The following is a 21,673-nucleotide window of genomic DNA, read 5'->3' as shown; positions in this document are numbered from 1 at the left end:
CTAGTGCACCGCCCCGCCATCACGCAGCAGGGCAGCGATGGCGGCGGCGGGTTCCTCGGCGGTGACGTGATGCAGATGCGGTGCCGTCACCGTCTCGTCCCCCCCCAGGATGATCAGCCGGTGCCATAGCGGGTCGGCCGCCAGCGCAGTGAGCCCGCCGGGATGCTGGTCGGTCGCGGGCGCATCTGCGACCAGAACGGGGGCGGTGCCCCCCAGCCGGGTGATGCGGCCCGCATCCACCTGCTCCATGCTCACGACGTCGATGCCGGAGAGCGCGAGCCGCGCTGCGAGCATGCTGCGCAGGCTGGCTTCGCGGACCATCAGGATCACCAGCATGTTGAGCACCATCGCCATCGACCTTTTGTTACGCGTTTGTTTCCGACCATATTCCGGATCGTGGCGGATAGCTACCGGTAGCGCTTTGGTCCGGTCGTATGGCGTTCAGAACTTGAACACCAAATCGGCATAGCCATAGCGGGCATCGCCGCTGTGCGGTGCGTTCGGCGCGCGCGTCAGAAAGCGGCCCTTGGCGAGATAGGCTGCCCCGATTTCGGCGCGGAGGCGATCCGGGATCAGCGCGCGGCGAACGCGCACTTCGACTTCGGTGCCGGCGTGGCGGCCAGAGGCGCCACTTTTGTCGCGCACGCTCGTGAAGGCGAACGTATCGGTGCGGTCGGCAAGCCAGAGTCCGCGCATCGCCCCCATGAGATCCAGCCGCTTCGAAGGCTTTGCTTCGATCCGAATGCCCGGCGACACGAGGTTTGCGAGGCCGACCGGACCAAACAACGAGGCCGGGCCGTAATCGGCGCGTCGGGCGCCATACAGCGAATCGAACCGGCCATAGGCGGGATTGGCGCCGTCGCCGCTGGCATAATCGAAGAAGCCCGAGATGCGTGGCGCCCATTTCTCGGCCATCGTGTACCCGCCTTCGATATGGACGAAGCCGGCGCGCACGGCCAGATCGGTGCGGTCCGTCGCAGCGTTGCTGGCGCGCGCCTCGCCCCGCTGCAGCGCAGCTTCCGCTTCGACATCGAACTTGCCCTTGGCAGGCACACGGCGAAGGCGAAAACCAAATGTCACCAGCCGGCGATTGCGGGTCTGATACCCCGGGCGATCCTGCTCGGCGAGCCGATAGACATAGCCACCGACGCTGAGCCTGTGGCCGACATCGGCGAGGTTGCCGTCGGCCCCGTAGAACACCGTGCCGGTATTGACGTGATCGAGTTCGACCTTGTTGTCGTAGATCCCATCCATCGTGCTCGGCAGCGCGTCGATAGGATGGGTCCAAAACAGGACCAACTCGTCCTTTGCCTTGGTGCGATAGTCGATCCGCCCCCCGAGATAGGAGGGGAAGGTGTTGCCGAAATCGGCACGGGCGATCAGGCGCTGGGCACCGAAGGTCATGGTGAAGCGGCCGGCCAGGGCGGTCAGGCTGTTCTGGTTGCCAAGGACATTGTGCAGCTTGTAGCTGACGAACGCCTGGAGCGGCTCGATCGTGTTGACGTCGCTGGCCTTGACCGAGCTGTTATGCCCTTCGCCATAGCCGCGCGCGTCCAGCAACTCGCCGGTGACGTTCAGGTCGCCCCAGTCAAGCTTCGCGGCCACGAGGGTGCGCAGCGACGCGAAGGCGATGCTGTTGTCGACCTTGGGGCGGAACTGGCCGTCAATGCCTTCCATCCGCGCGCGAACGCTGCCCTCGATACTCAGTTTGGGACCGGCAGGCGAAGCCGCGGGCACCGTTGCGGCGGGCTTGGTCTGCGCAAGCGCGGTACCCGACGCAAGAAGCAGTGCGAAGCCGATGCTCTGCAACGCATTTCCGCAATTCCGATAGCCGTCCAACTACGTGCTCCTGCCGCCGCTCTTTGGTTGCATTTATAGAATGGAACACTCGCTTCCTGCTGAGCGCGAGCGCGTACTCGGGGTTTTCCGGAAGTCGCGGCACCCTGCATCCGTAATCGCCGCACGCGGAAGCGCCAGAAAACCAACCTATAATGAAGCACATCGCCTTCACGGCGCGCCCTAACCGCTTCGACACACGATCGAAGCATGCCGATGGAACGCTACATGTTCGCATTTCTCGATGATTGGCCTCTCACCAAAAAGATGCTGGCGGCGTTCAGCTTTCTCGGTTTGCTGCTGGTTGGTCTCGCCATCAACGGATGGGTCTCCAATCGTGACCTGACCGGCATTGCCCGAAAGCATGTCGAGGTCAGCGTCGCCGGCATGTCGAACATGAGCGACGTGATCAGTGACATCAAAGAAATGCGCATCATCGTCTACAGCCACTACAATGCGCTGACCGACGAGGAGCGTGCCAAGCTGCAGAAGCGCCTCGACACCGCCTCTGACGAGCTGGACAAGGATATCAAGGCGTTCGCTGCCGTCGCCGATCCGTCGATGGCCGGTGACATCGCGCAGATGACGACGATCAAGGGCCAGCTTGACGACACCAACCGCCGCATCTTCGCAGCCGACCTGATCGACAAGGACGCCGGGCTCAAGCTGATCAAGGGCGAGGGCAAGGAACGTTCGCACGACGCGCTCGATCAGGCGCAGAAGATTCTCGACACGCTGCGCAAGGCGTCCGAGGAAGCCAATGCGCGCGGCAACGCCTCGTCGATGACCGCGCTGATCCTCACGATCGGGCTGTCGCTGCTTTCGATTGCAGCGCTCGGCGTGGTTTGGCTGGTGATCAACCGCACCATCGCCCGACCGATGGCGGCGCTTGCACGCGTTACCAAGACGCTGGCGGAGGGCGGATCGGCCACGGTGCCGAGCCTGGGTCGCGGCGACGAGTTGGGCGAAATCGCGCGCGCGGTCGAGCAGTTCCGCCTCTCGGCGCAGGAACGCGCGCAGATCGACGCGCGTGCCGCTACCGAGCAACAGATGGTGACCAACACCGTCCGCGAGAGCTTGGTCCGCGTCGCGCAAGGCGACCTGACCGCCGACGTGACTGCAGATTTCCCTGCCGCCTATGCCGAGCTCAAGGCGAACCTCAACGAAGCGCTCGCGTCGCTCCGCGAACTGATCGGATCGGTGACGGCATCGACCCAGCGTATCAGGACCGGCTCGAGCGAGATCGCGCAGGCGAGCGAAGACCTCGCGCGCCGTACCGAAGCCAACGCCGCTGCGCTGGAAGAGACCGCCGCTGCCGTCACCCAGATGGACCAGCGGCTGAAAGCCACCGCCACCGCCGCGGGGAGCACCGTGCAGCGCGCGGATCAGGCGATCAGTGTCGTTTCGTCGGGTCGCAGTACCGCCGACGAAGCCGTGCAGGCGATGACGCGCGTCTCCGAAAGCGCCAAGGGCATCGACAGCGTCATCGAAGGCCTCGACAAGATCGCCTTCCAGACGCGCGTGCTCGCGATGAACGCCGCGGTCGAGGCCGGACGCGCGGGAGAGGCGGGCCGCGGTTTCGCGGTCGTGGCCGATCTCGTCTCCGCGCTCGCGATGCGCGCCGAGGAAGAAGCCGGCCGGGCCCGCGATCAGCTGACCGCGACGCAGGCAGACATCGTTACCGCAGTGGGCATGGTCGAGAAGGTGGATGGCGCGCTGTCCAACATCTCGAGCGACGTCGGCGAGGTGCACCAGTTGCTCGGCCGCATCGCCAGCGACAACCATGCCCAGTCCTCGGCGATTTCCGAGATTTCGGACACAATCGGCACGATGGACCAGTCAACCCAACAGAACGCGGCGATGGTGGAGGAAACCTCGGCAGCAGCGCGCAACCTCACCTCCGAGGTGGCGTCGCTGGCCGAGCAAGCCGAACGTTTTAACATCGGCAAGACCGTCGGCGGCGCGCGCGTGCCCAGCAGCACCAAGCCGATTGCACCCCGCGCCGGCAGCAAATCCAGGGCGGCGGGCGGCGGCGGTTATGTCTCGCCGGTGAAGCCGATGGCGACCGTGTCGGCGGGTTCGGACGATTGGACCTCATTCTGACGGCCTGACGTCACCTCAACGCAGCAACAGGGGCGCCCGGCCATGCCGCGGCGCCCCTGTTTGCATCCCTCCCGGGGCGCCCCGCCGGAGCCTCGTCCGCATGCAATCGCGATGCTTCGGAAACGTACGCGCACTGTCCACCGAAAATCTCGGGCAGCCGAATGTCTAGCATTGCGCGGCATCGCCGCGCAGGCGGGGTCCGGCGACGCCGATATTGGGGATCCTGCCCGGGCGCCGTGGCAAATCATCTCCCGCTCTCCCCCGCTGGCATGTGGCGCCGAGCGCCCTCGATCCCCGGTGCAGCCGCCCTGCCCCGTCCCCAAATACGAAAAAGCCCCGGGGGATCACCCCGAGGCTCTTACGGCGCTCAGCGCGGGCAGGATCAGGCGGCGGCGGCAGTGGCCTGCGGCGCCGGGGCGCGGTCCTGGAAGCCCAGACCTTCCATGATGGTGCGGTTTACCTGGACCAGCTCCATGATCGACTCGCGCCCTGCGACCACGTCGCTGGTGAAGCGATCGACCCAGAGGCCCAGCGAGATGATCTTCGCGCGCAGCTCGATCGGCAGGGTGTTCCCGCGCGCGCCGCAGTCGGTCATGAACGCGGTCCACATCTCGCGATTGCGGTACAGCGGCGGCATCAGCAGCGCGCCCTTCAGGCCAGCTTCATGCGCCGTCAGCATTTCCCCGGTGATCTCGCGCATCAGCCGCAATTCCGCAGCACGCGGCGTCTCGGCCCGGCTCCGGGCAGCCTGATAAGCATTGATCGTCATTGTCGCTCCTTTGCTCCTGCCGCCATTGTAGGAAGATTTTGCCGGGTTGGTCCGCCGTCTTCCTATAAGATTCCTGCGTCCCCTCGGTGCGGGCGCTTTCCAGGGACAGTACCGTGACCGACTTTATCCTTCCGCATGCTTTGCCGTCCGCATTAGACGGGCGTGCGAACATCAAGCTGTTATCGCTCGACTGCTTCGACACGCTGCTATGGCGCGACAGCCACGCGCCGATCGACCTTTTCGCCGCGCTGCCGGGCATCAACGTGCTGCAGCGGCAATGGGCGGAAACGCGCGCGCGCACCGCGGCGATGGTCCAGCACCGCTACAAGGAAGTGACGATCGAGCAGATCTATCACGAGATGTACCCGGACGCGCCGGAAGCGGAGATCGCAGCGGCAGCCGCGCGGGAGCTGGACGCCGAGGCACGGCATTGCTTTGCCTTCGAGCCCACCGTCGCGTTGATCCGCGAAGCCAAGCGCCGCGGCATCGGCGTGATCATCGTGTCCGACACCTACCTCGGCGAGAAGCAACTGCGCGAACTGATCACGCGCGCCGCCGGCAACGAGGTGGCAGACATGATCGACCAGGTCTTCTGCTCGTCGACCCATCACCGCACCAAGTTCGATGGCCTCTATGCCGACGTACTCAAGGCGCTAAAATGCGCGCCGGAAACGATCCTGCACATCGGCGACAATTTCAGCGCGGACGTCACCGGTGTGGCGAAGTTCGGTGTTCAGACGCTGCATCTCAAGCAGTTTGCCGAAGCGACCGAGCAGCGTCTGCGCCTCGAGTCGTCGATCAGCGCGATTCTGCACCCGCTGCAGTCGGGCACCATCGCCGCGCAGCAGCCGCACCGCGCTGCCATCGCCATGGGGGAGCCGCGTATCGAGGATCCTGCCGAGCTTTTCGGCTTTTCGGTGATGGGTCCGGTGTTTCATACCTATGAGGCCTGGCTTCAGCGGGAGGCGGCGGCGCTGCAGGAAGCGCGCGGCGGCACCGTCCACTGGGTGTTCATGATGCGCGACGGCCTGCTGCCGATGCGCGTCCACCAGGTCGCGAAGCCCGACAGCCCTGCCCATGCCGTCGAGATCAGCCGCTTCACCGCCGTCGCCTCGTCGCTCACCGATGCCAACGCGATCGAACGCTATGTACAGTTCGACATCGGCAGCGATCTTGCGAAGGTCGCGCATCAGTTGATGCTGCCGCAGGGTGAAGCGCGGATACTCGTGAACAGCCTGCCCAAGGATCGCTCGCGCATCCCCACCTTCGTCGGCGAGATCCGCAACCCGCAGCGCGTCAAGCAGATCAACAAGGCCGGCCAGGGTTTCGCCGAGCGGCTGATCGCGCATGTCCGCAACGTGGTCGATCCGCAGCCGGGCGATACGCTGATGCTGGTCGACCTCGGCTATAACGGCTCGGTCCAGAACGACGTCGAGCCGCTACTGCGCAAGCGCTTCGGCGTGCATGTCGCCGGCCGCTATCTGCTGCTCCGCGAACAGTTCCGCACCCTAGGCGATAAGAAGGGCCTGATCGGCGAAGCCGACTACGATTGCCACACGCTGGAGGCGATCGCCACCAATGTCGCGGTGCTGGAGCAAATCTGCACCGCCGCGCAGGGCTCGACCGTGGACTTCGAGGCCGACGGCACCCCGATCCGCACGACGAACAGCATCAAGGGCCGCCAGAGCGCAACCCGCGAGCGCATCCAGGAAGGCGTGCTCCGCTTCGAGCGGGAACAGGCCGGGGTGCGGCTGCGCGGCACCGCGACCGACGAGCTCCCGCTCTGGCGCCGCGCCGCCGCGTCGGTGCTGGGCCGGCTGATGTATTTGCCGATGGCGCACGAACTGGCGATGTTCGCCGACTTCGAACACGACATCAATGAAGGCGTCAATGATACGGTGCCGCTGTTCGATCCCTCCGTCGCCCGGCGTGCCCTGAACCAGCGCGGCCTATTCTACATGAAGGGCTCCGAACGGATGTACCTGCCTGCCGAGCTGCACGGCGAGGGCTTGCCGGTGAAGCTTGCCCTGCTCGCGCAGAAGCGCTTCGGGCTGCCGCTCAAATACGCGGATTTCGTCGACAGCACGATCTCGCTGCCGGTGATCGTCGCTGACGGGACCAACGTATCGACCGGCAACGTCACCGCCACGCCCACGCACAACGGCTATTATCTGGCACCGATTCCGATCGGCGACTGCCGCTTCTCGGTCGGCGTACAGTTTGGCCAGCTGTTCGACTGGGTGCAGGTGGAAAGCGCCACGTTCATGCCGGTCGAGCGCTTCCTGTCCGACAAGCAGCAACCCGGGATCGACGAGATCGCCGCCTCGCCCTCGCTGGAGGGCATGCAGAAGGTGTCATCCGATCTCTTCCACTGCGCCGATGAGTTCGCCTTCATGATGGTCCCTCCGCCGCCCCGCGGCGACGATCGGCCGATGATGCTCGCGTTGGTGTTCCGCCCCATTGCACGCCGCGAAATCGCACCCGCGGAAACGGTTCGGCAACCATCGCTGGTGCATGCACCCGGCGTGCGGTGACCCCGCACCTAAGCATTATCCCCGAAGCGACCGGTACCCCCGGAAACCATCCTATAATTCTGGAAAGATCCAGGGAAAGATTTTGGGCTCATCATGCTGAACGCCGTTGGTTTCGTCATCATTCTCGTCTGCGTGTTCGGGAGCTTCATGATCTCGGGCGGCAAGTTCGAGATCATTGCGCACGCGCTGCCGCATGAGATGATGGCCATCGGCGGCGCCGCGATCGGCGCCTTCATCGTCGGCAATTCGATGCCGACGGTCAAGAAGGCCGGCGCCGGCATCATGCGCGCGTTCAAGGGCGGTCGCTGGAAGGCCAGCGACTATACCGACCTGCTGACGCTGATGTTCACCCTGCTGACGCTGTTCAAGAAAAGCGGCGCGACGGGCATCGAACCGCATTTGGACAAGCCGGAGGAGAGCGATCTCTTCAAGCCCTATCCGCGGCTGCTCAAGGACCATCACCTGATCGAGTTCCTCTGCGACTATCTGCGGATGATGACCGTCAACTTCGAGGATCCGCACCAGCTGGAATCCGCGATGGAAGCGGACATCGAGAAGCATCACCATGAGGAAACCCATCCGCAGCACTCGCTGCAGCTGATGGCCGACGGCCTGCCCGCCATCGGCATCGTCGCGGCGGTGCTCGGCGTCATCAAGACCATGGGCTCGATCGACCAGCCGACCGAGATCCTGGGTGCGATGATCGGCGGCGCGCTCGTCGGTACCTTCCTCGGCGTGCTTCTGTCCTACTGCGTGGTGGCGCCGCTCGCCGGCAAGCTGCTCGAGACGATCGAAGCCGACTCCAAGCCCTTCACCATCGTGAAGACCGCGATCGTTGCCTATGCCCAGAACCAGCCGGTGCAGGTCGCGATCGAAATCGCCCGTCGCATGACGCCCTCGGCGTACGCGCCGAGCTTCCAGCAACTCGAAACCGCTCTCGACGAGGCCAAAAATGGACTTTCCCCTGCCACCGCTTGAGGCCGGCGCGGACAACGCGCTTGCGCTCCCCGCACACGGTTCGACCGTGACGGCCGCGGATCTTCAAACCCGCCTCCTCCAGGCGGTCGACGGCGAAGGCCCGGTCGAGATCGATGCCTCGCAGGTCGAGAGCGTCGGCCAGGCGGTGCTGCAGCTGCTCGTCGCGGCCAAGGCCGAAGCCGACAAGCTCGGCAAGGCTTTCACCATCCTCAACCCCAGCACTGCCTTCACCGATCGTGTGAACCGTTGCCAGCTCGCAGCGGCGGTCGGCATTGATACCGGAGAACTTCTGTGACCAAGCTGATCCTTACCGTCGATGACTCCGCGAGCATGCGCATGCTGCTCAAGACGTCGCTGACCTCGCAGGGCTTTCGCATCGAGAGCGCGAACGACGGGCAGCATGGCCTGGAGCGCATGCACGAGGTCAAGCCCGACCTGCTCATCACCGACATCAACATGCCGAAGATGGACGGGTTCGAGCTGATCGAGGCCGTGCGCCAGGTTCCCGAATTCAAGGGCGTGCCGATCCTGGTGCTCTCGACCGAATTCTCGGACGAGAAGAAGCAGCGCGCCCGCTCCGCCGGTGCCACCGGCTGGATCACCAAGCCGTTCGAGGCCACCAAGCTGGGGGCGGCGATCCGCCGCGTCTGCCCGTGAGCGACGAATTCGACGATATCCAGGCAATCTTCTTCGAAGAATGCACTGAAGGCCTCACGACGGCCGAGGAAGGGCTGTCGGCGATGCAGTCGGGCGATCTGTCCGGCGAAACCATCGCCGGCGTGTTCCGCGCGATCCACTCGATCAAGGGTGGCGCCGGCGCCTTCGGCCATTCGGATCTGACCGCCTTCGCGCACAAGTTCGAAAACGTGCTCGACGAAGTGCGTGCCGGGAAAATCGTCCCCACGCCCGGCGTAATCCGCGTGATGCTGAGCTCGTTCGACGTGCTGTCGGACCATGTCGAGGCCGCGAAGGGCAATGCGTCCCGGCCGAACGACGGGGCCGCGCTGAGCGCACTCGAGCAGGTGCTCGCCAACAAGGGCGTGCCAGATGGCGACGCGCCGGCTGCGGCCGCGCCTGCCGCGGCAGCCCCCGCCCCCGCCGCGCCGGCCCCCGCGCCGGCGATGGCGGAAGAGGAAGACGAGTTCGGCTTCCGCCCGGTGGGCGTGTCGCTCGATGATCTGGACGGCCCCGACGATGCCGGCGGCTGGACCGTGCGCTTCAAGCCGTCGCGCGCCGCGCTTGCCAATGCCGGCGAGCCGCTGCTGACGGTGCGCGAGCTGGAGGGCCTTGGCGCCCGCGTCGATGCCGTCGACATCAGCACGCTGCCGCCATTGCGCGAGATCGATGCCGAAGACAGCTATTTCACCTGGGTGATCCACGCTCCGGCCGAACTGCCGGAAAGCGACATCTCCGACTGTTTCGATTTCGTCGCGCCGGACTCGGTGATCGAGATCAAGCGCGCCGAGGATGCGGCGGTGTTGCCCCAGGGTACGGCCGAAACCGAGATGGACGGCGACGAGATCCCGTTCGTACCGGTGACCGCAACCGTCGACGACTTCATGGATCTGGGCCCCGCCCCGGCGGTGCTCGCACCTGCCGCGGCTCCGGCACCCGAGCCGATTGCTGCGGCGCCCGAGCCCGCGCCTGCCGCGGCGGGGACTCCGCCGGCCGGTGGGGGCAGCACGCCTGGTGGCCCCGGTGGCGGCGGTGCTGGTGCCGGCGGTCCGGCCAAGCCGGTCAACGAAGCCGCGCAGACCATCCGCGTGGACCTCGTCAAGCTCGACCTGCTGCTCAACCTGGTCGGCGAGCTGGTGATCCGCAACTCGATCCTGGCCGACCGGCTGTCGCCGGCCGATCGCCAGCGCGTCGAACTGCCCGAACTGGCGCGCCTCACCCGGCAGATCCAGGACAACGTCATGTCGCTGCGTGCCCAGCCGATCCGGCAGGCCTTCAGCCGCGTGCCGCGCATGCTCCGCGACCTGTCGGTGGAAACCGGCAAGCAGATCAACCTCGAGACGATCGGTGAAACGACCGAAGTCGACAAGGGCGTGATCGAGAAGATCGGCGATCCGCTGACCCACATGATCCGCAACGCCGCGGACCATGGCCTGGAAAGCGCCGAGGAGCGGATCGCGGCGGGCAAGGACCCGGCCGGCACGATCAAGCTGTCAGCCGAGCAGAAGGGCGCACGGATATTCGTGCGTGTTGCGGACAATGGTCGCGGCATCAACCGCGAACGCGTCCGCGCCAAGGCCGTCGAAAAGGGCATCATCAGCGCCGATGCGGTGCTGACGAACGAGGAAATCGACCAGCTGATCTGCGCCCCGGGCTTCTCCACCGCGGAGAAGATCTCGAACATCTCGGGTCGCGGCGTCGGCATGGACGTGGTGCGTTCGAACGTGGAAGCCCTGGGCGGCCGCGTCGAGATCCACTCGGTGCCGGGCGAAGGCACCACCTTCACGATGATCCTGCCGCTCACGCTGGCCATTCTGGACGGCATGATCGTACGGCTCGCCGGCCAGCGCTTCGTCCTGCCGCTGACGCACGTGCTGGAGACGATCCAGCCCGAGCCCGGCCAGGTGAAGCGTACCGCGCCCGACCATGAAGTGATCGACATGCGCGGCGAATATCTGCCGGTGAAGCGCGCGACCGAGATCTTCGGCCTGAACGACGACCGCGCCATCGAGGACTCGCTGGTGGTGATCGTCGAGAGCGAAAGCTCGGGCAAGGTTGGCCTCGTCGTCGACACCATCGATGACCGCCGCGAAGTGGTGATCAAGAGCCTGGATCAGAACCTGCATCCGATCCGCGGCCTGGGTGGCGCAACCATCCTCGGCGACGGCTCGATCGCCTTGATCCTCGACATCGAGGCGCTGGTTTCCTCGCCTACCCGTTTCACGCCCAAAGGACTGGCAGCATGAGCACCCCCGACACCGCCAATGATCGCAAGATCGTAACCTTCTCGCTGGCCAAGCAGATCTTCGGGATCGACATGAGTGCGCTCATCGAAATCCGCGAATGGGACGAGCCGACGCCGCTTCCCAACGTGCCCAGCTTCATCAAGGGCGTGACCAACCTGCGCGGCAACGTGATCCCGGTGGTCGGCCTGGCCGAGCGCCTGGGCTGGGAGCCGAGCCAGCTGCATGCGCGCTCGTGCATCCTGGTCGTGAACATCATGGGCAAGCAGGCGGGGTTCCTGGTCGACGAAGTCAATGACATCGTGGGCATCAACGTCGGCGAGATCCAGCCGGCACCGGCGGTGGAGACCGCGCTGGAGGAGAGCGTGATCGCGGGCCTGGTCCGCATCGCCACCCGCGCCAAGGATGGCACGCGCGACGAGAATGGCAGCATGGTCCTGCTGCTCGATCTCAACGCGCTCAGCCTGACCAAGCACCTGGATCTCGCAGCATGAGCCCCGCCGGGGGCGCCGCCGCGGCGTCCGCCGGCGCCGCGAACACGATGGCACCGGGCCAGAACGCGGAGCTCACGCCGCGCGATTTCCAGGCCATCGCCGCGATCATGTACGACGATGCCCGCATTTCGCTCAGCGAGGCGAAGACCACGCTCGTCCAGTCGCGCCTCGCGCGCCGGCTGCGCAAGTTCGGCCTGAACCGCTTCTGCGACTATGTCGACCTGGTGCACAGCAACGCGGAGGAACGCCACGCGATGGTGGTGGCCCTCACCACCAATCACACGCATTTCTTCCGCGAGCCGCACCATTTCGACCATTTTCGCGAGACCGTGATCCCCACGCTCCAGCGGAAACAGGGTCCGATCCGGATCTGGTCGGCAGGCTGCTCGTCGGGCGAAGAGGTCTATACGATCGCGATGTGCCTGTTGGGGCCCAGCCGCAGTAGCGCGTCTTGGTTGCGCAACGCCGACGTGCGGCTGCTCGCCACCGATATCGCCCCGCATGTGGTCGAGTCGGTGCAGCGCGGGGTCTATGCGGAGAATGTCGCGGCGGGCGTGCCCGAGCCGTATCGCTCCACCTGGATGAAGCCGACGGAAGGCGGCTTCGTGATGGCGGACGAAGCGCGGCAGATGGTCACGGCGAAAGTATTGAACCTGTTCGAACCGTGGCCGCTCAAGGCCGCCTATGATGTTATTTTCTGCCGTAACGTCATGATCTATTTCGGAGATCCCGCGAAGGAGGAGCTCGAGCACCGCTTTGTCGAGCAGCTCGCCCGGGGGAGTTTCCTGTATATCGGTCACTCGGAACGGCTGATCGGTGCCGCCGCGGGCAAGATGCGCTCGTGCGGGCACACCATTTATCAGAAGCCGGAGTAATGGGCATGAAACCAGTCCGCACGCTCATCGTCGACGACAGCGCCTCGATGCGCGCGACGCTGAAGCGGATGCTCTCGGCCGACCCCGAGATCGAAGTGGTCGGCATGGCGCCCGAGCCGTTCGCGGCCCGCGACATGATCAAGGCGCTCAACCCCGATGTATTGACGCTCGACGTCGAGATGCCGGGAATGGACGGCCTGTCGTTCCTGGAGCGCATCATGCGCCTCCGGCCGATGCCAGTGGTGATGTGCTCCACGCTCACCGCCCGCGGTGCGGAAGTCACGATCGAGGCACTGCGCCTGGGTGCGGTCGACTATGTCACCAAGCCGAGCGGCACGCCCGAGGACATCGAGCGCGATGCCAACCTGCTGTGCGACAAGGTGAAGAGCGCGGCGCGCTCGGTTGCCCGCGCCGGCCCGCAGCGGCTGCCGGCGCAGCCCAGCGTCGGCGCCAGCAGCAGCGGTGGCAGCGCCGCCCAGCTGATCGCGATCGGTTCGTCGACCGGCGGCGTCGAGGCACTGTTCTCGCTGCTTCCCGCGCTGCCCGAAGATTCGCCGCCGATCCTTATCGTGCAGCACATGCCGGCAACGTTCACGCGCAGCTTCGCACAGCGCCTGAACGCGGAGTGCCGCGTGAACGTCGTGGAAGCTACGGATGGCGCCCAGGTAACGCCGGGAACCGTCTATATTGCTCCTGGAGGCGAACGACATATGGAACTCCAGGGCGGTGCCAATGGCCGGATTAAGCTGATCCCGGGCAATCCTGTCACCGGCCATCGTCCCTCGGTGGACGTGCTGTTCCGCTCGGTCGCCAAACTGGGTGCCGGTGCCGTCGGCGTCATCCTCACCGGGATGGGCAGCGACGGCGCGCAGGGCCTGCTGGAAATGCGTCGGGCGGGTGCCCGCACGCTTGGCCAGACCAAGGAGACCTGCGTGGTGTGGGGCATGCCCCGCGCCGCCAAGGAAGCGGGTGCGGTGGAGAAGGAGGTCGGCTTGTCGGCAATGCCGGAGGCCATCCTGAAAGCTTGTCGAGAAACGGTTAAGGTTGGGAGCGCATAACAATGCCCGCTGCATCACAAATCAAGGTGATGGTCGTTGATGATCAGACCAGTATGCGGGCGATGATCCGTCGTGCGCTGCAGGACCTGGGGTTCAAGGACGTTCGCGACAAGGCCAGCGCGCCGGAAGCGCTTTCGGCCATCAAGAGCGACCGTGTTCACCTGGTCATCTCCGACTACAACATGCCCGAGATGGACGGGCTGCAGTTCCTGGAAGCGGTTCGCGCCGATCCGGTGATCGGCAAGACCGTGTTCATCATGCTCACCGGCTCGTCCGACCGCGAAATCGTGCAGAAGGCGGCGGCGCTGGGCGTGAACAACTATGTCGTCAAGCCTTTTGCGCCGGCGGCGCTCAAGGAAAAGATCGAACGCGTCTTCGGCGAGCTGACCTGATATGCGCAGAGTTTCCATCGTACAGGGCGAGAACGCGGTGATCGCGGAGCCCCATGTCATGATTTCGACCCTGCTCGGAAGCTGCGTCGCCGCATGCCTCTACGACCCGGTCGCCAAGGTGGGAGGGATGAATCATTTCCTGCTGGGCGAGCCGGGCGCAGACCACAAGGTGTCGAGCTCGGACATGGCACGCTACGGCGTGCATGCGATGGAACTGCTGATCAACAGCATGATGGCCAAGGGTGCCTCGCGCCCGCGGCTGCAGGCCCACCTCTATGGTGGTGCCAACATCATCTCCGGCCTGGGGGGCATCGGCGCGTCGAACGCCGCCTTCGCCCGCCGGTTCATGGAGACCGAAGGCATCGCGATCGCGCATTGCGATCTCGGCGGCACGCTTGCCCGCAAGGTCGAGTTCCTGCCGCACGAGGGCAAGAGCCGCTGCAGCAAGGTGGCGGAGCGCGTGCAGGAACGTCCGGTCGCCCCCCTGCCCATTGCCGCCCCCGACGGAGAATTGGAGCTTTTCTGATGTCGTGCCTGCCCATGTCGGATCCCTCGCACCCGCAAGCCCTGCCCGGTTACGACCCGTTCGCGGGCGTGCTGCACAGCGTGATGGCCGGCGAAATCCGCGAAATCAGCAAGAAGCTGGAAGGCCTGGCAGAGGTACTCGTCTGCGACGAGCACTTCGCAGCCCATTATCTCGAGCAGCTCCAGGCGTTCGATTATCTGATCCAGCACGCCGACGAGTGCGTGAACCTGCTGGAGCGGATCGCGGGCGGCGAGGATTCGCTGTCGGCGATCAGCCATGTCCGTCTCGGCGCCGTCCAGGAACGCCTGCGCAACGCGTTGAAGGGGCAGTAACATGGCCCGCGGGGGGGACGTTCGGCCGATCATCGTCAAGAAGGTCAAGAAGAGCGCCGCCGCGCATCATGGCGGCGCGTGGAAGGTGGCTTATGCCGACTTCGTGACGGCGATGATGGCCTTCTTCATGCTACTGTGGCTGATCGCCAATCCGGACAAGGATCGGCTGAAGGGCCTGGCCAAATATTTCTCGCCGACCGTCGCCGATAGCGGCCCCTCCACGCCGGTCAGCAATTCCGCGCCCGGCGCCGGTGGTCCCACCCGCCGTTCCGAGGCCGATCCCAGCAATGCGAAGGGCCAGCCCACCTTCGAGGTGACCACCGCCGGCTCGGCGCGCGGCGGCACCGCCGACGTGCCGGCGACGATGCGCGTGATGGCCTCCGAACTGATGGTGGCGCTGGAAGCGACGCCGCAATCGCAGGGCAAGAAGAATGTTGACGTCCAGCAGGATCGGCAGGGCCTGCGCATCACGCTGATGGATACCGACCAGCAGCCGATGTTCAAGTCGAACACCGCCGAGCTCAATCCCTATGCGCGCACGCTGCTCACCAAGCTGGCGAAGAAGATCTCCACGGTCGGTGCGCAAATTGCGGTCGAAGGGCACACCGACGGTGCAGGCGGCCAGAGCGACGCCAATTGGCAGCTTTCGGGCGAGCGCGCCCTCGCCGCCCGCTCGGCGCTGGTCGCCGGTGGCGTGACGCCCGATCGCTTTGCCGAAGTCGTCGCGATGGGCGCTACCCAGCCGGTCTATCCGGACCAGCCCAACCGCGCCGAGAACCGCCGCATCAGCATCGTCCTCAAGGGCCAGACCTCGGCGCTGCCGAGCGACTCCAGCTTCAAGTTCTGAGGAGCCGCCCGTGAAGAAACTGCTGTTCCTCGTCGTCGCGCTGATCGCCGGCCTCGCCGCCGGCGGGGGCACCGCCTATGCGATGGTGAAGATGCTCGGCAGCGGCGCGCCCAAGCAGGAAGCGGCGGCCGTAGAGAAGGAAGCGCCGGCCAAGTTCGTGCCCACCGGCAAGGTGCTGGTGCCGCTGGTCTTCGCCGACGGGCATCTGGCGGGATATGCCTCGATGGAAGTGCAGCTCGAGGTCGACGAGGCCAAGGCCGATTTCGTTACCCAGCGCATGCCGCTGCTGCTGCACGCCATCAACATGCGCACGTACCGCACGCCGATGGCTGCAGGTCCCGACGGCATGCTGCCGGACCTGGAAGGCTTCCGGAAGCTGGTCGACGCCTCGGCCAGCGAAGCCTTCGGCGCCAAGGTCGTCCGCAAGGTCGCGGTGACCAACGCCAACCCGGCATGACATTCGTGCGACTGCAGAAGCGAAACTGAACGCTCATTCCTCCTATAATAGGCATAGGGACTGCCGGTTTTTTGCAGTTCAACGGGGAGAATGACGCCGTGGGCGCAGCCGAGCATCAGTTTGACCACAATGCCAGCGAGCCGGCCCCCTGGGCCGAGCGTGCCCCGCGCACGGTGACGACGCTGATGGTGGGCAAGCTGATCTGCACGGGTGCAGGCGAGCAACTTTGCCGAGTCCGCAACATCTCCGCCACCGGCATGATGCTGGAAAGCCCCTTCCCCCTGCGCCAGGGGGATCGCATCGTCGTCGAGCTGCGCGGCGGCCCCGTGCTCGAGGGCAAGATCATGTGGGTCAGCGACGGGCGGGCCGGCGTGCAGTTCCATGAAGCGATCGACGTCGAGGACGTGCTTGCCGCCGCCAAGGGCAGCTCGCCGGCCGCGCGGCTGCGCCGCGCCGTGCCGCGCGCACCGCGTTTCGCGATTGCCGGCACCGCCCGGCTCGTCTGCAACGGCGTTTCGCACAGCGTGGCGATGGAGAATATCTCGCAGAGCGGTGCCCGGGTGCGGCTGTCGAACCAGCCCGATCTCGACAGGGTGATGACGCTGGTGGTTCCGGGTCTCAACCCGCGAAGCTGCACGGTGCGTTGGGCCGAAGACGACTCCGCCGGCGTCGCCTTTATCGAGATGATCCCCTATGGCGAGCTTTCTGCCTGGCTGAACGAGATGCAGCCGCCGCGCTGAGCGGCGACTGCCCTCCCCTTCCTTATGCGAGGGCGAGCGCGGCCCGCCGGCGCCGCAATACCGCGCCCACGCCCGCGACACCGACGATCAGCAGCACCCAGGTCTCGCCTTCCGGCACCGCGCTGATGCCGATCTGCCGGATCATCGCGTCCGCAATCGCCTGATGCACCTGCGTCGTTGGATGGATGCCGTCGAAATACAGCGACGCGCTGCAATTCGCCAGTTGCGGGGATCCGCCGCCGAGGACCTGGCACGGCGTCGTCGTGTTCAGCGTGTTCGGCAGGCCGAAGGCCGTGGGGGAATCGAGCAAGGCATGCTCGGTCGCGAACAGATCGAAGAAATCGGCGGTGAGGCCGGGCTGGCGATCGATACCCGCCGCAATCTGCCGCAGGGACTCGCTGATCTGCCGCGAGCGATCGGTGAGTTCCCCGAGGCGACCGGTGACCCCGCCCACATTGGCAACCGAGTCCGGCAGCAGACCGATATCCGGCGCCCCGACGATGACGAAGTGGCGCGCACCGAGACCATAGAGCGCGGTGACCGCATCGTCGAAGTCGCTCAGCGCCGGAAGGAAGCTGACCGGGCCACCGGTGAGGCTCGTATCGCGCACGTCGTTGCCGCCGAAATTGAGCAGCACCAGGGCGTTGCCGTCGATCGGCACGCCGACCCGATTGGCATAGAGGCCCACCTGGGCAAGAAAGCTTGGGCTCCGCTCACCCGCCACGGTCTGCGCCGTGGCACCGCCAAAGGCCAAGTTGGTGCCGCCGGCATAGAGCGGCGTTGCCGCATGGCCGGTGATCGCCAGGCTCAAATAGTCGGCATAGTTGAACCCGTTCGAGAAGCGGCCGCCGAAATAGCCGTCCTTGGCGTTGGCGAATGCCCCACCGCTGGCAAGATTGAGGTTCCCCGAATCCACCAGACTGTCGCCGAAGACGTACAGTCCCGAATAGGTGGGCCCCGCGTGCGAAACCGCGGGCGCGAGGCACAGCGAAACAAGCGCGAACAACCGCGTGAAAGCCTTCATGGCACATCCCCTCTCGTTAACCACGTCTTAGCCCTCGGACGCGGCTTATCCAAGCGGTTACTTCGAGGAAGCGAGCCGAAATCAGCTGGATGCGCGACTTATACTGCACCGCAGCAACAGCCGCGGACAGCAGTACCCGCGCGGGCCGTAGCGGCCGGGTTCAGACCTCGATGTCGAGCTTCGCCAGTTCGACGCGCACGCGCACATCGATGTCGCGCATCAGCGCCGCCAGTTGCGGCTCGGCGGGCGTCGGCACCGTTTCGGACCATTGGACGATCTCGCGCAGCCGCGCGACGTTGGGCGTCCCCGCCACCAGCTCCTTGTGCAGCCGGTCAAGCGCATCGATGCCGCGCTCGACATCGCGGGCCTGCTTGCGGCGGCGTTCGGCGATCGGATTGTTGGCGGCGATCGCGACCAGCATCTGCACGCTGGTGGCCGGCACCGCTCCGGGCACGGGCTGCGGATGCGGGGCGACGGCGACCTGCTCGTCGAGCCGGCTCGCCAGGCTGGGCACGGACTTGGGCAACGCCGCCAGCAGGTTGCGCGCCATCATCGGTGACAGGCTGTCGATACGCACGAAATCAGGCCCTCGCGAGCCGTCTTGGCTCTCCTCTTCCTATAAGACGAGTAGCGTTAATTTTCCACTTGGCCCGAGAGGTTTATGTATCGTCTCTCCGCATCGTTCCTGGCGCTCGCGCTGGCCTGTTTCGGCGCGCCCCAGGCGATGGCCCAGACCCGGATCAAGGACATCGTCGACGTCGAGAATGTCCGCGAAAACCAGCTGGTTGGCTATGGCCTCGTGGTCGGCCTCGCCGGCACCGGCGATCGTATCCGCAACGCCCCCTTCACCGAGGAATCGATGCAGTCGATGCTCGAGCGGATGGGCGTTAACATTCGCGGCACCCAGATGCGCACGCAGAACGTCGCCGCGGTCTCGATCACCGCGACGATGCCGCCCTTTTCGCGCAACGGTTCGCGGATCGATGTGCAGGTCTCAGCGCTCGGCGACGCGACCAGCCTGCAGGGGGGCACGCTGATCGCGTCGTCGCTGCGCGCGCTCGACGGCGAGATCTACGCCGTGGCGCAGGGCCCCGTCGCCGTATCCGGCTTCAAGGCGCAGGGCGCCGCAGCAAACGTCAGCCGTGGCGTGACCACTTCGGCGCGCATTGCCGGCGGTGCGATCGTCGAGCGCGAGGTGCCCTATCAGTTGCGATCGGCCAACAGCCTCAAGCTCGCGCTGAAGAACCCCGATTTCTCGACGGCCGACCGGATCGCCCGCGCGATCAACGGCCGCTATCCCGGCGCCGCGCAGATGCTCGATCCGGCAACGGTCGAACTCCGCCCGAGCAACCAGTTCGCCGGATCGGTGATCGACCTCGTTACCCAGGTCGGCGATCTCGAGGTGAAGGTCGATCAGCCCGCCAAGGTGGTGATCAACGAAGCCTCGGGGACGGTAGTGATGAACAGCGATGTGCGGATCACGCCGGTGGCGATCGCGCAGGGCGGCCTGACCATCTCGGTGACCGAAGCCCCGCAGGTCTCGCAGCCCGGTCCGTTCTCGCAGGGCCAGACGACGGTGGTGCCCCGCACCCAGGTGCAGGTGAACGACGGCAACGGCGCCAGCCTGGCGGTGATCAACGGTTCGTCGCTCAAGGCGCTGGTCAGCGGGCTCAACACGCTGGGCGTCTCGCCGCGCGACCTAATCACCATCCTCCAGGCGATCAAGACGGCGGGCGCGCTCCAGGCCGAAATCGAGGTGCAGTGATGACCGACGCGTCCCCCCTCCCCCAGGCAGCGATTGCCGGCGCGACCACGCCCGCCAAGCCGCTGCCCAAGGTGGACCCCAAAAACGCCAAGACGGCGCAAGATTTCGAAAGCGTGTTCCTGGGACAGATGACCCAGCTCATGATGCAAAGTGTTCAACAAGACGAACAGTTTAGCGGTGGCAACGGCGAAGAGATCTTCCGCGGCATGCTCGCCGAGAAGCTCGGCGCCGCCATGGCGCGCCGCGGCGGAGTCGGCCTCGCGCCGGCCGTCCTCGACCAGATCCTCAAGCTTCAGCAAGGACAGAAATGATCACGCAGCTCGTCGATGCGATGCTCTCCCTCACCGCTTTGATGGAGGAGGAGAGCGAACGTTTGGCTCGCACACCCTATATCCGGGAGCTCGGCGAGATCGCCGACGCCAAGTTGCGGCTCGCCGGCCGCATCGAAGCGGAAGTCGCGCGACTGAAGCGCGAGAATCCGGAAGATTGGCTAGAGAATCTGGAAACCGAGGATCGCGAGAAATTGGCAGAATCGAGCCGCGCATTGCGTGACGCATCTGTTGTAAACTCTCGAATACTGTCACGACAAATTGAACTTTCGGCGGAAATGATGGCCGCTATTGCATCGGAAGCGCAGCGTCTGACCGGCAGCCGCAGCACGACCTACAGCGCCTGCGGCGGGCTGTACGGCATGGATGCACCCGCACCGATTTCCGTAAATGCACGATTGTGAAGGTGTTTTTGATTCGGCCCTGCCGTTGAGTCGTTCGCTGCGGCGCGGAATATTTCCGTGCCGTTGCTGTGCCGATGCGAGCCGAAACACGCCAACATGTTTACCTAAGCCATTGCCATATCACGCTTTTTAAATGGTGTACTTCCGCTTAACTATAAACTGGCAAAATCTGCACGTTCGTCTATAAACAAACGGACAGCGCGTATGGGAAGAAGAGGGTCTCCTGCCTGAAACATCGGGCAGCTCCCAGCGGCTGTGCATGCTTTAGGGAGGTGTGGATGAACAAGCTCAAGACTCTGATGATCGCGGCTGCGACGGCGGCCAGCGCTCTCACCATGGCAAACACCGCGCAGGCGACGACCGTCGTTTGCGTGAACTCCGCTGCAGCGGTTTGCAGCTTCGACGGTCTCGGCGGTGGCTGGAACAACGTCAAGGTCGCCAAGAAGACGACCGCGACCCAGTCCTTTGCGCTGTCGCTCAACTCGCCGGGCGTCCTGCACGTCAGCATCTCGTCCTTCTACCTTGACCTGGTGAGCCTGTCGTTCGGCGGCGTGACGCTGACCGGCATCAACAAGGGCGACGTCTATTCGTTCGCGGTCAACCCGTCGAACCAGCCGCAGCTCCTCACGGTCGTGATGAAGAACACCAAGACCAAGGATTATGGCTACAGCTCGCAGCTGGACTTCGCGCCGGTTCCCGAGCCGGCGGCTTGGGGCCTGATGATCGCGGGCTTCGGCATGGCGGGTGGCGCGATCCGCCGCCGCCGCACCGCGCGCGTCGCGATCGCCTGATCGCACGCTTCGCCGTGAAAACGGAAAGGGCCGCGAGCATCCGCTCGCGGCCCTTTTTTTTGTGCGTGCCCCGGATAGAACGGCTCAGCCGCCGGCCTTGCCCAGCGCGGTCTTCAGCAGCACCATCTGCTTGCGGTAGATGTTGGTCATCGCGCTGAAATCTGCCTGCACCTTGCCCATCTTGAGCAGCTGGTCTTCGAGCGTGACGTTGTTGCCGTCGGGCTTGGTCTCGGTCACGTCCTTGTCGAACACCAGGCCGCTGCCCATCGGCTGCACGGCGCCGAGATTCTTCATCGTGCCGGTAAGCTCGACGCGTGGCTTGGCGACGCTGATGCCCCCGGCGCCCTGGAGCAGATCGCCGAAATTGGGCTCGGATACGTCGCGCGACTTGTAGCCGGGCGTTTCGCTGTTCGCGAGGTTCTGCGCGATCACCTGCTGGCGCTGTGACAGATTCTGCATCCGCATCTGGATCGCGGAAAAGATCGTGGGCATCTCGGACAT

The 21,673-nt window shown here is 65.3% G+C and carries 25 protein-coding genes; 19 read left to right on the top strand and 6 right to left on the bottom strand.

Annotation, left to right across the window (positions count from 1 at the left end; genetic code table 11):
• On the bottom strand, window positions 1–354 hold the full coding sequence (locus RT655_RS14320) for a hypothetical protein (RefSeq protein WP_313537965.1): 354 nt from the start codon (window positions 352–354) through the stop codon (window positions 1–3).
• Between the two features lie 87 nt (window positions 355–441).
• Window positions 442–1,839 carry an alginate export family protein gene (locus RT655_RS14315; RefSeq protein WP_313537963.1) on the bottom strand — a complete coding sequence of 466 codons (1,398 nt, stop codon included), beginning with the start codon at window positions 1,837–1,839 and terminating at the stop codon, window positions 442–444.
• Between the two features lie 225 nt (window positions 1,840–2,064).
• On the opposite strand from RT655_RS14315, the gene RT655_RS14310 reads away from it, so the two are divergent.
• Window positions 2,065–3,939, top strand: coding sequence for a methyl-accepting chemotaxis protein (locus RT655_RS14310; protein WP_313537961.1), 1,875 nt, complete (start codon window positions 2,065–2,067; stop codon window positions 3,937–3,939).
• Window positions 3,940–4,321: 382 nt separating this feature from the next.
• Here the strand turns inward: RT655_RS14310 and RT655_RS14305 are convergent, their stop codons facing one another.
• Window positions 4,322–4,708, bottom strand: coding sequence for a flagellar biosynthesis regulator FlaF (locus RT655_RS14305; protein ID WP_313537959.1), 387 nt, complete (start codon window positions 4,706–4,708; stop codon window positions 4,322–4,324).
• A gap of 113 nt (window positions 4,709–4,821) precedes the next feature.
• Between RT655_RS14305 and RT655_RS14300 the strand changes: the two genes are divergently transcribed.
• The 14 genes from RT655_RS14300 (at window position 4,822) to RT655_RS14235 (ending at window position 16,859) form a co-directional block, all read left to right on the top strand.
• On the top strand, window positions 4,822–7,242 hold the full coding sequence (locus RT655_RS14300; RefSeq protein WP_313537957.1) for an HAD family hydrolase: 2,421 nt from the start codon (window positions 4,822–4,824) through the stop codon (window positions 7,240–7,242).
• Window positions 7,243–7,335: 93 nt separating this feature from the next.
• Window positions 7,336–8,220 (top strand): flagellar motor stator protein MotA, encoded by an 885-nt coding sequence (motA, locus tag RT655_RS14295; protein WP_313537955.1) that lies wholly within the window; start codon window positions 7,336–7,338, stop codon window positions 8,218–8,220.
• Window positions 8,195–8,515 (top strand): STAS domain-containing protein, encoded by a 321-nt coding sequence (locus tag RT655_RS14290; RefSeq protein WP_313537953.1) that lies wholly within the window; start codon window positions 8,195–8,197, stop codon window positions 8,513–8,515. The genes motA and RT655_RS14290 overlap by 26 nt, the downstream gene beginning before the upstream one ends.
• Window positions 8,512–8,877 carry a response regulator gene (locus RT655_RS14285; protein ID WP_064313997.1) on the top strand — a complete coding sequence of 122 codons (366 nt, stop codon included), beginning with the start codon at window positions 8,512–8,514 and terminating at the stop codon, window positions 8,875–8,877. Before RT655_RS14290 ends, RT655_RS14285 begins: the two co-directional genes overlap by 4 nt.
• Window positions 8,874–11,141 (top strand): chemotaxis protein CheA, encoded by a 2,268-nt coding sequence (locus RT655_RS14280; RefSeq protein ID WP_313537950.1) that lies wholly within the window; start codon window positions 8,874–8,876, stop codon window positions 11,139–11,141. The genes RT655_RS14285 and RT655_RS14280 overlap by 4 nt, the downstream gene beginning before the upstream one ends.
• Window positions 11,138–11,632, top strand: coding sequence for a chemotaxis protein CheW (locus tag RT655_RS14275; RefSeq protein ID WP_093297749.1), 495 nt, complete (start codon window positions 11,138–11,140; stop codon window positions 11,630–11,632). The genes RT655_RS14280 and RT655_RS14275 overlap by 4 nt, the downstream gene beginning before the upstream one ends.
• Window positions 11,629–12,507, top strand: coding sequence for a protein-glutamate O-methyltransferase CheR (locus tag RT655_RS14270; RefSeq protein ID WP_313537944.1), 879 nt, complete (start codon window positions 11,629–11,631; stop codon window positions 12,505–12,507). The genes RT655_RS14275 and RT655_RS14270 overlap by 4 nt, the downstream gene beginning before the upstream one ends.
• A gap of 5 nt (window positions 12,508–12,512) precedes the next feature.
• Window positions 12,513–13,565, top strand: coding sequence for a chemotaxis response regulator protein-glutamate methylesterase (locus RT655_RS14265; protein WP_313537942.1), 1,053 nt, complete (start codon window positions 12,513–12,515; stop codon window positions 13,563–13,565).
• A gap of 2 nt (window positions 13,566–13,567) precedes the next feature.
• Window positions 13,568–13,957, top strand: coding sequence for a response regulator (locus tag RT655_RS14260; RefSeq protein ID WP_313537940.1), 390 nt, complete (start codon window positions 13,568–13,570; stop codon window positions 13,955–13,957).
• A gap of 1 nt (window position 13,958) precedes the next feature.
• Window positions 13,959–14,483 carry a chemotaxis protein CheD gene (locus RT655_RS14255; RefSeq protein ID WP_313537938.1) on the top strand — a complete coding sequence of 175 codons (525 nt, stop codon included), beginning with the start codon at window positions 13,959–13,961 and terminating at the stop codon, window positions 14,481–14,483.
• Window positions 14,483–14,815, top strand: a complete 333-nt coding sequence (locus RT655_RS14250) for a hypothetical protein (RefSeq protein ID WP_313537936.1) — start codon at window positions 14,483–14,485, stop codon at window positions 14,813–14,815. The genes RT655_RS14255 and RT655_RS14250 overlap by 1 nt, the downstream gene beginning before the upstream one ends.
• Window position 14,816: 1 nt before the next feature.
• Window positions 14,817–15,662 (top strand): OmpA family protein, encoded by an 846-nt coding sequence (locus tag RT655_RS14245; RefSeq protein WP_313537934.1) that lies wholly within the window; start codon window positions 14,817–14,819, stop codon window positions 15,660–15,662.
• A gap of 10 nt (window positions 15,663–15,672) precedes the next feature.
• Complete coding sequence (locus tag RT655_RS14240) at window positions 15,673–16,119, top strand: hypothetical protein (protein WP_313537932.1); 447 nt, start codon at window positions 15,673–15,675, stop codon at window positions 16,117–16,119.
• Between the two features lie 98 nt (window positions 16,120–16,217).
• On the top strand, window positions 16,218–16,859 hold the full coding sequence (locus RT655_RS14235) for a PilZ domain-containing protein (protein WP_313537930.1): 642 nt from the start codon (window positions 16,218–16,220) through the stop codon (window positions 16,857–16,859).
• A gap of 22 nt (window positions 16,860–16,881) precedes the next feature.
• Here RT655_RS14235 and RT655_RS14230 read toward each other — a convergent pair whose 3' ends face one another.
• Together RT655_RS14230 and RT655_RS14225 are read right to left on the bottom strand one after the other, a co-directional pair.
• A complete protein-coding gene (locus tag RT655_RS14230; RefSeq protein ID WP_313537928.1) occupies window positions 16,882–17,883 on the bottom strand; it encodes an SGNH/GDSL hydrolase family protein in 1,002 nt (333 codons plus the stop codon).
• A 160-nt stretch (window positions 17,884–18,043) separates the two neighbouring features.
• Complete coding sequence (locus RT655_RS14225; protein WP_313537926.1) at window positions 18,044–18,460, bottom strand: flagellar assembly protein FliX; 417 nt, start codon at window positions 18,458–18,460, stop codon at window positions 18,044–18,046.
• A gap of 84 nt (window positions 18,461–18,544) precedes the next feature.
• Here RT655_RS14225 and RT655_RS14220 point away from each other — a divergent pair, with 84 nt between their 5' ends.
• From RT655_RS14220 to RT655_RS14205, 4 genes are all read left to right on the top strand, one after another.
• On the top strand, window positions 18,545–19,648 hold the full coding sequence (locus RT655_RS14220) for a flagellar basal body P-ring protein FlgI (protein ID WP_313537924.1): 1,104 nt from the start codon (window positions 18,545–18,547) through the stop codon (window positions 19,646–19,648).
• Window positions 19,648–19,959: a rod-binding protein gene (locus tag RT655_RS14215; RefSeq protein ID WP_313537922.1), complete on the top strand. Its 312-nt coding sequence runs from the start codon at window positions 19,648–19,650 to the stop codon at window positions 19,957–19,959. Before RT655_RS14220 ends, RT655_RS14215 begins: the two co-directional genes overlap by 1 nt.
• A complete protein-coding gene (locus RT655_RS14210) occupies window positions 19,956–20,381 on the top strand; it encodes a flagellar protein FlgN (RefSeq protein WP_313537920.1) in 426 nt (141 codons plus the stop codon). The genes RT655_RS14215 and RT655_RS14210 overlap by 4 nt, the downstream gene beginning before the upstream one ends.
• A 278-nt stretch (window positions 20,382–20,659) precedes the next feature.
• Window positions 20,660–21,172 carry a PEPxxWA-CTERM sorting domain-containing protein gene (locus RT655_RS14205; protein WP_313537918.1) on the top strand — a complete coding sequence of 171 codons (513 nt, stop codon included), beginning with the start codon at window positions 20,660–20,662 and terminating at the stop codon, window positions 21,170–21,172.
• Between the two features lie 84 nt (window positions 21,173–21,256).
• Here RT655_RS14205 and RT655_RS14200 read toward each other — a convergent pair whose 3' ends face one another.
• Window positions 21,257–21,673 carry a flagellar basal body protein gene (locus RT655_RS14200; RefSeq protein ID WP_125971890.1) on the bottom strand — a complete coding sequence of 139 codons (417 nt, stop codon included), beginning with the start codon at window positions 21,671–21,673 and terminating at the stop codon, window positions 21,257–21,259.

Source organism: Sphingomonas sp., from assembly GCF_032114135.1.
Taxonomy (GTDB): domain Bacteria; phylum Pseudomonadota; class Alphaproteobacteria; order Sphingomonadales; family Sphingomonadaceae; genus Sphingomonas.
The sequence above is the reverse complement of the archived record's forward strand: the minus strand, read 5'-3'. Positions and strand labels throughout refer to the sequence as shown.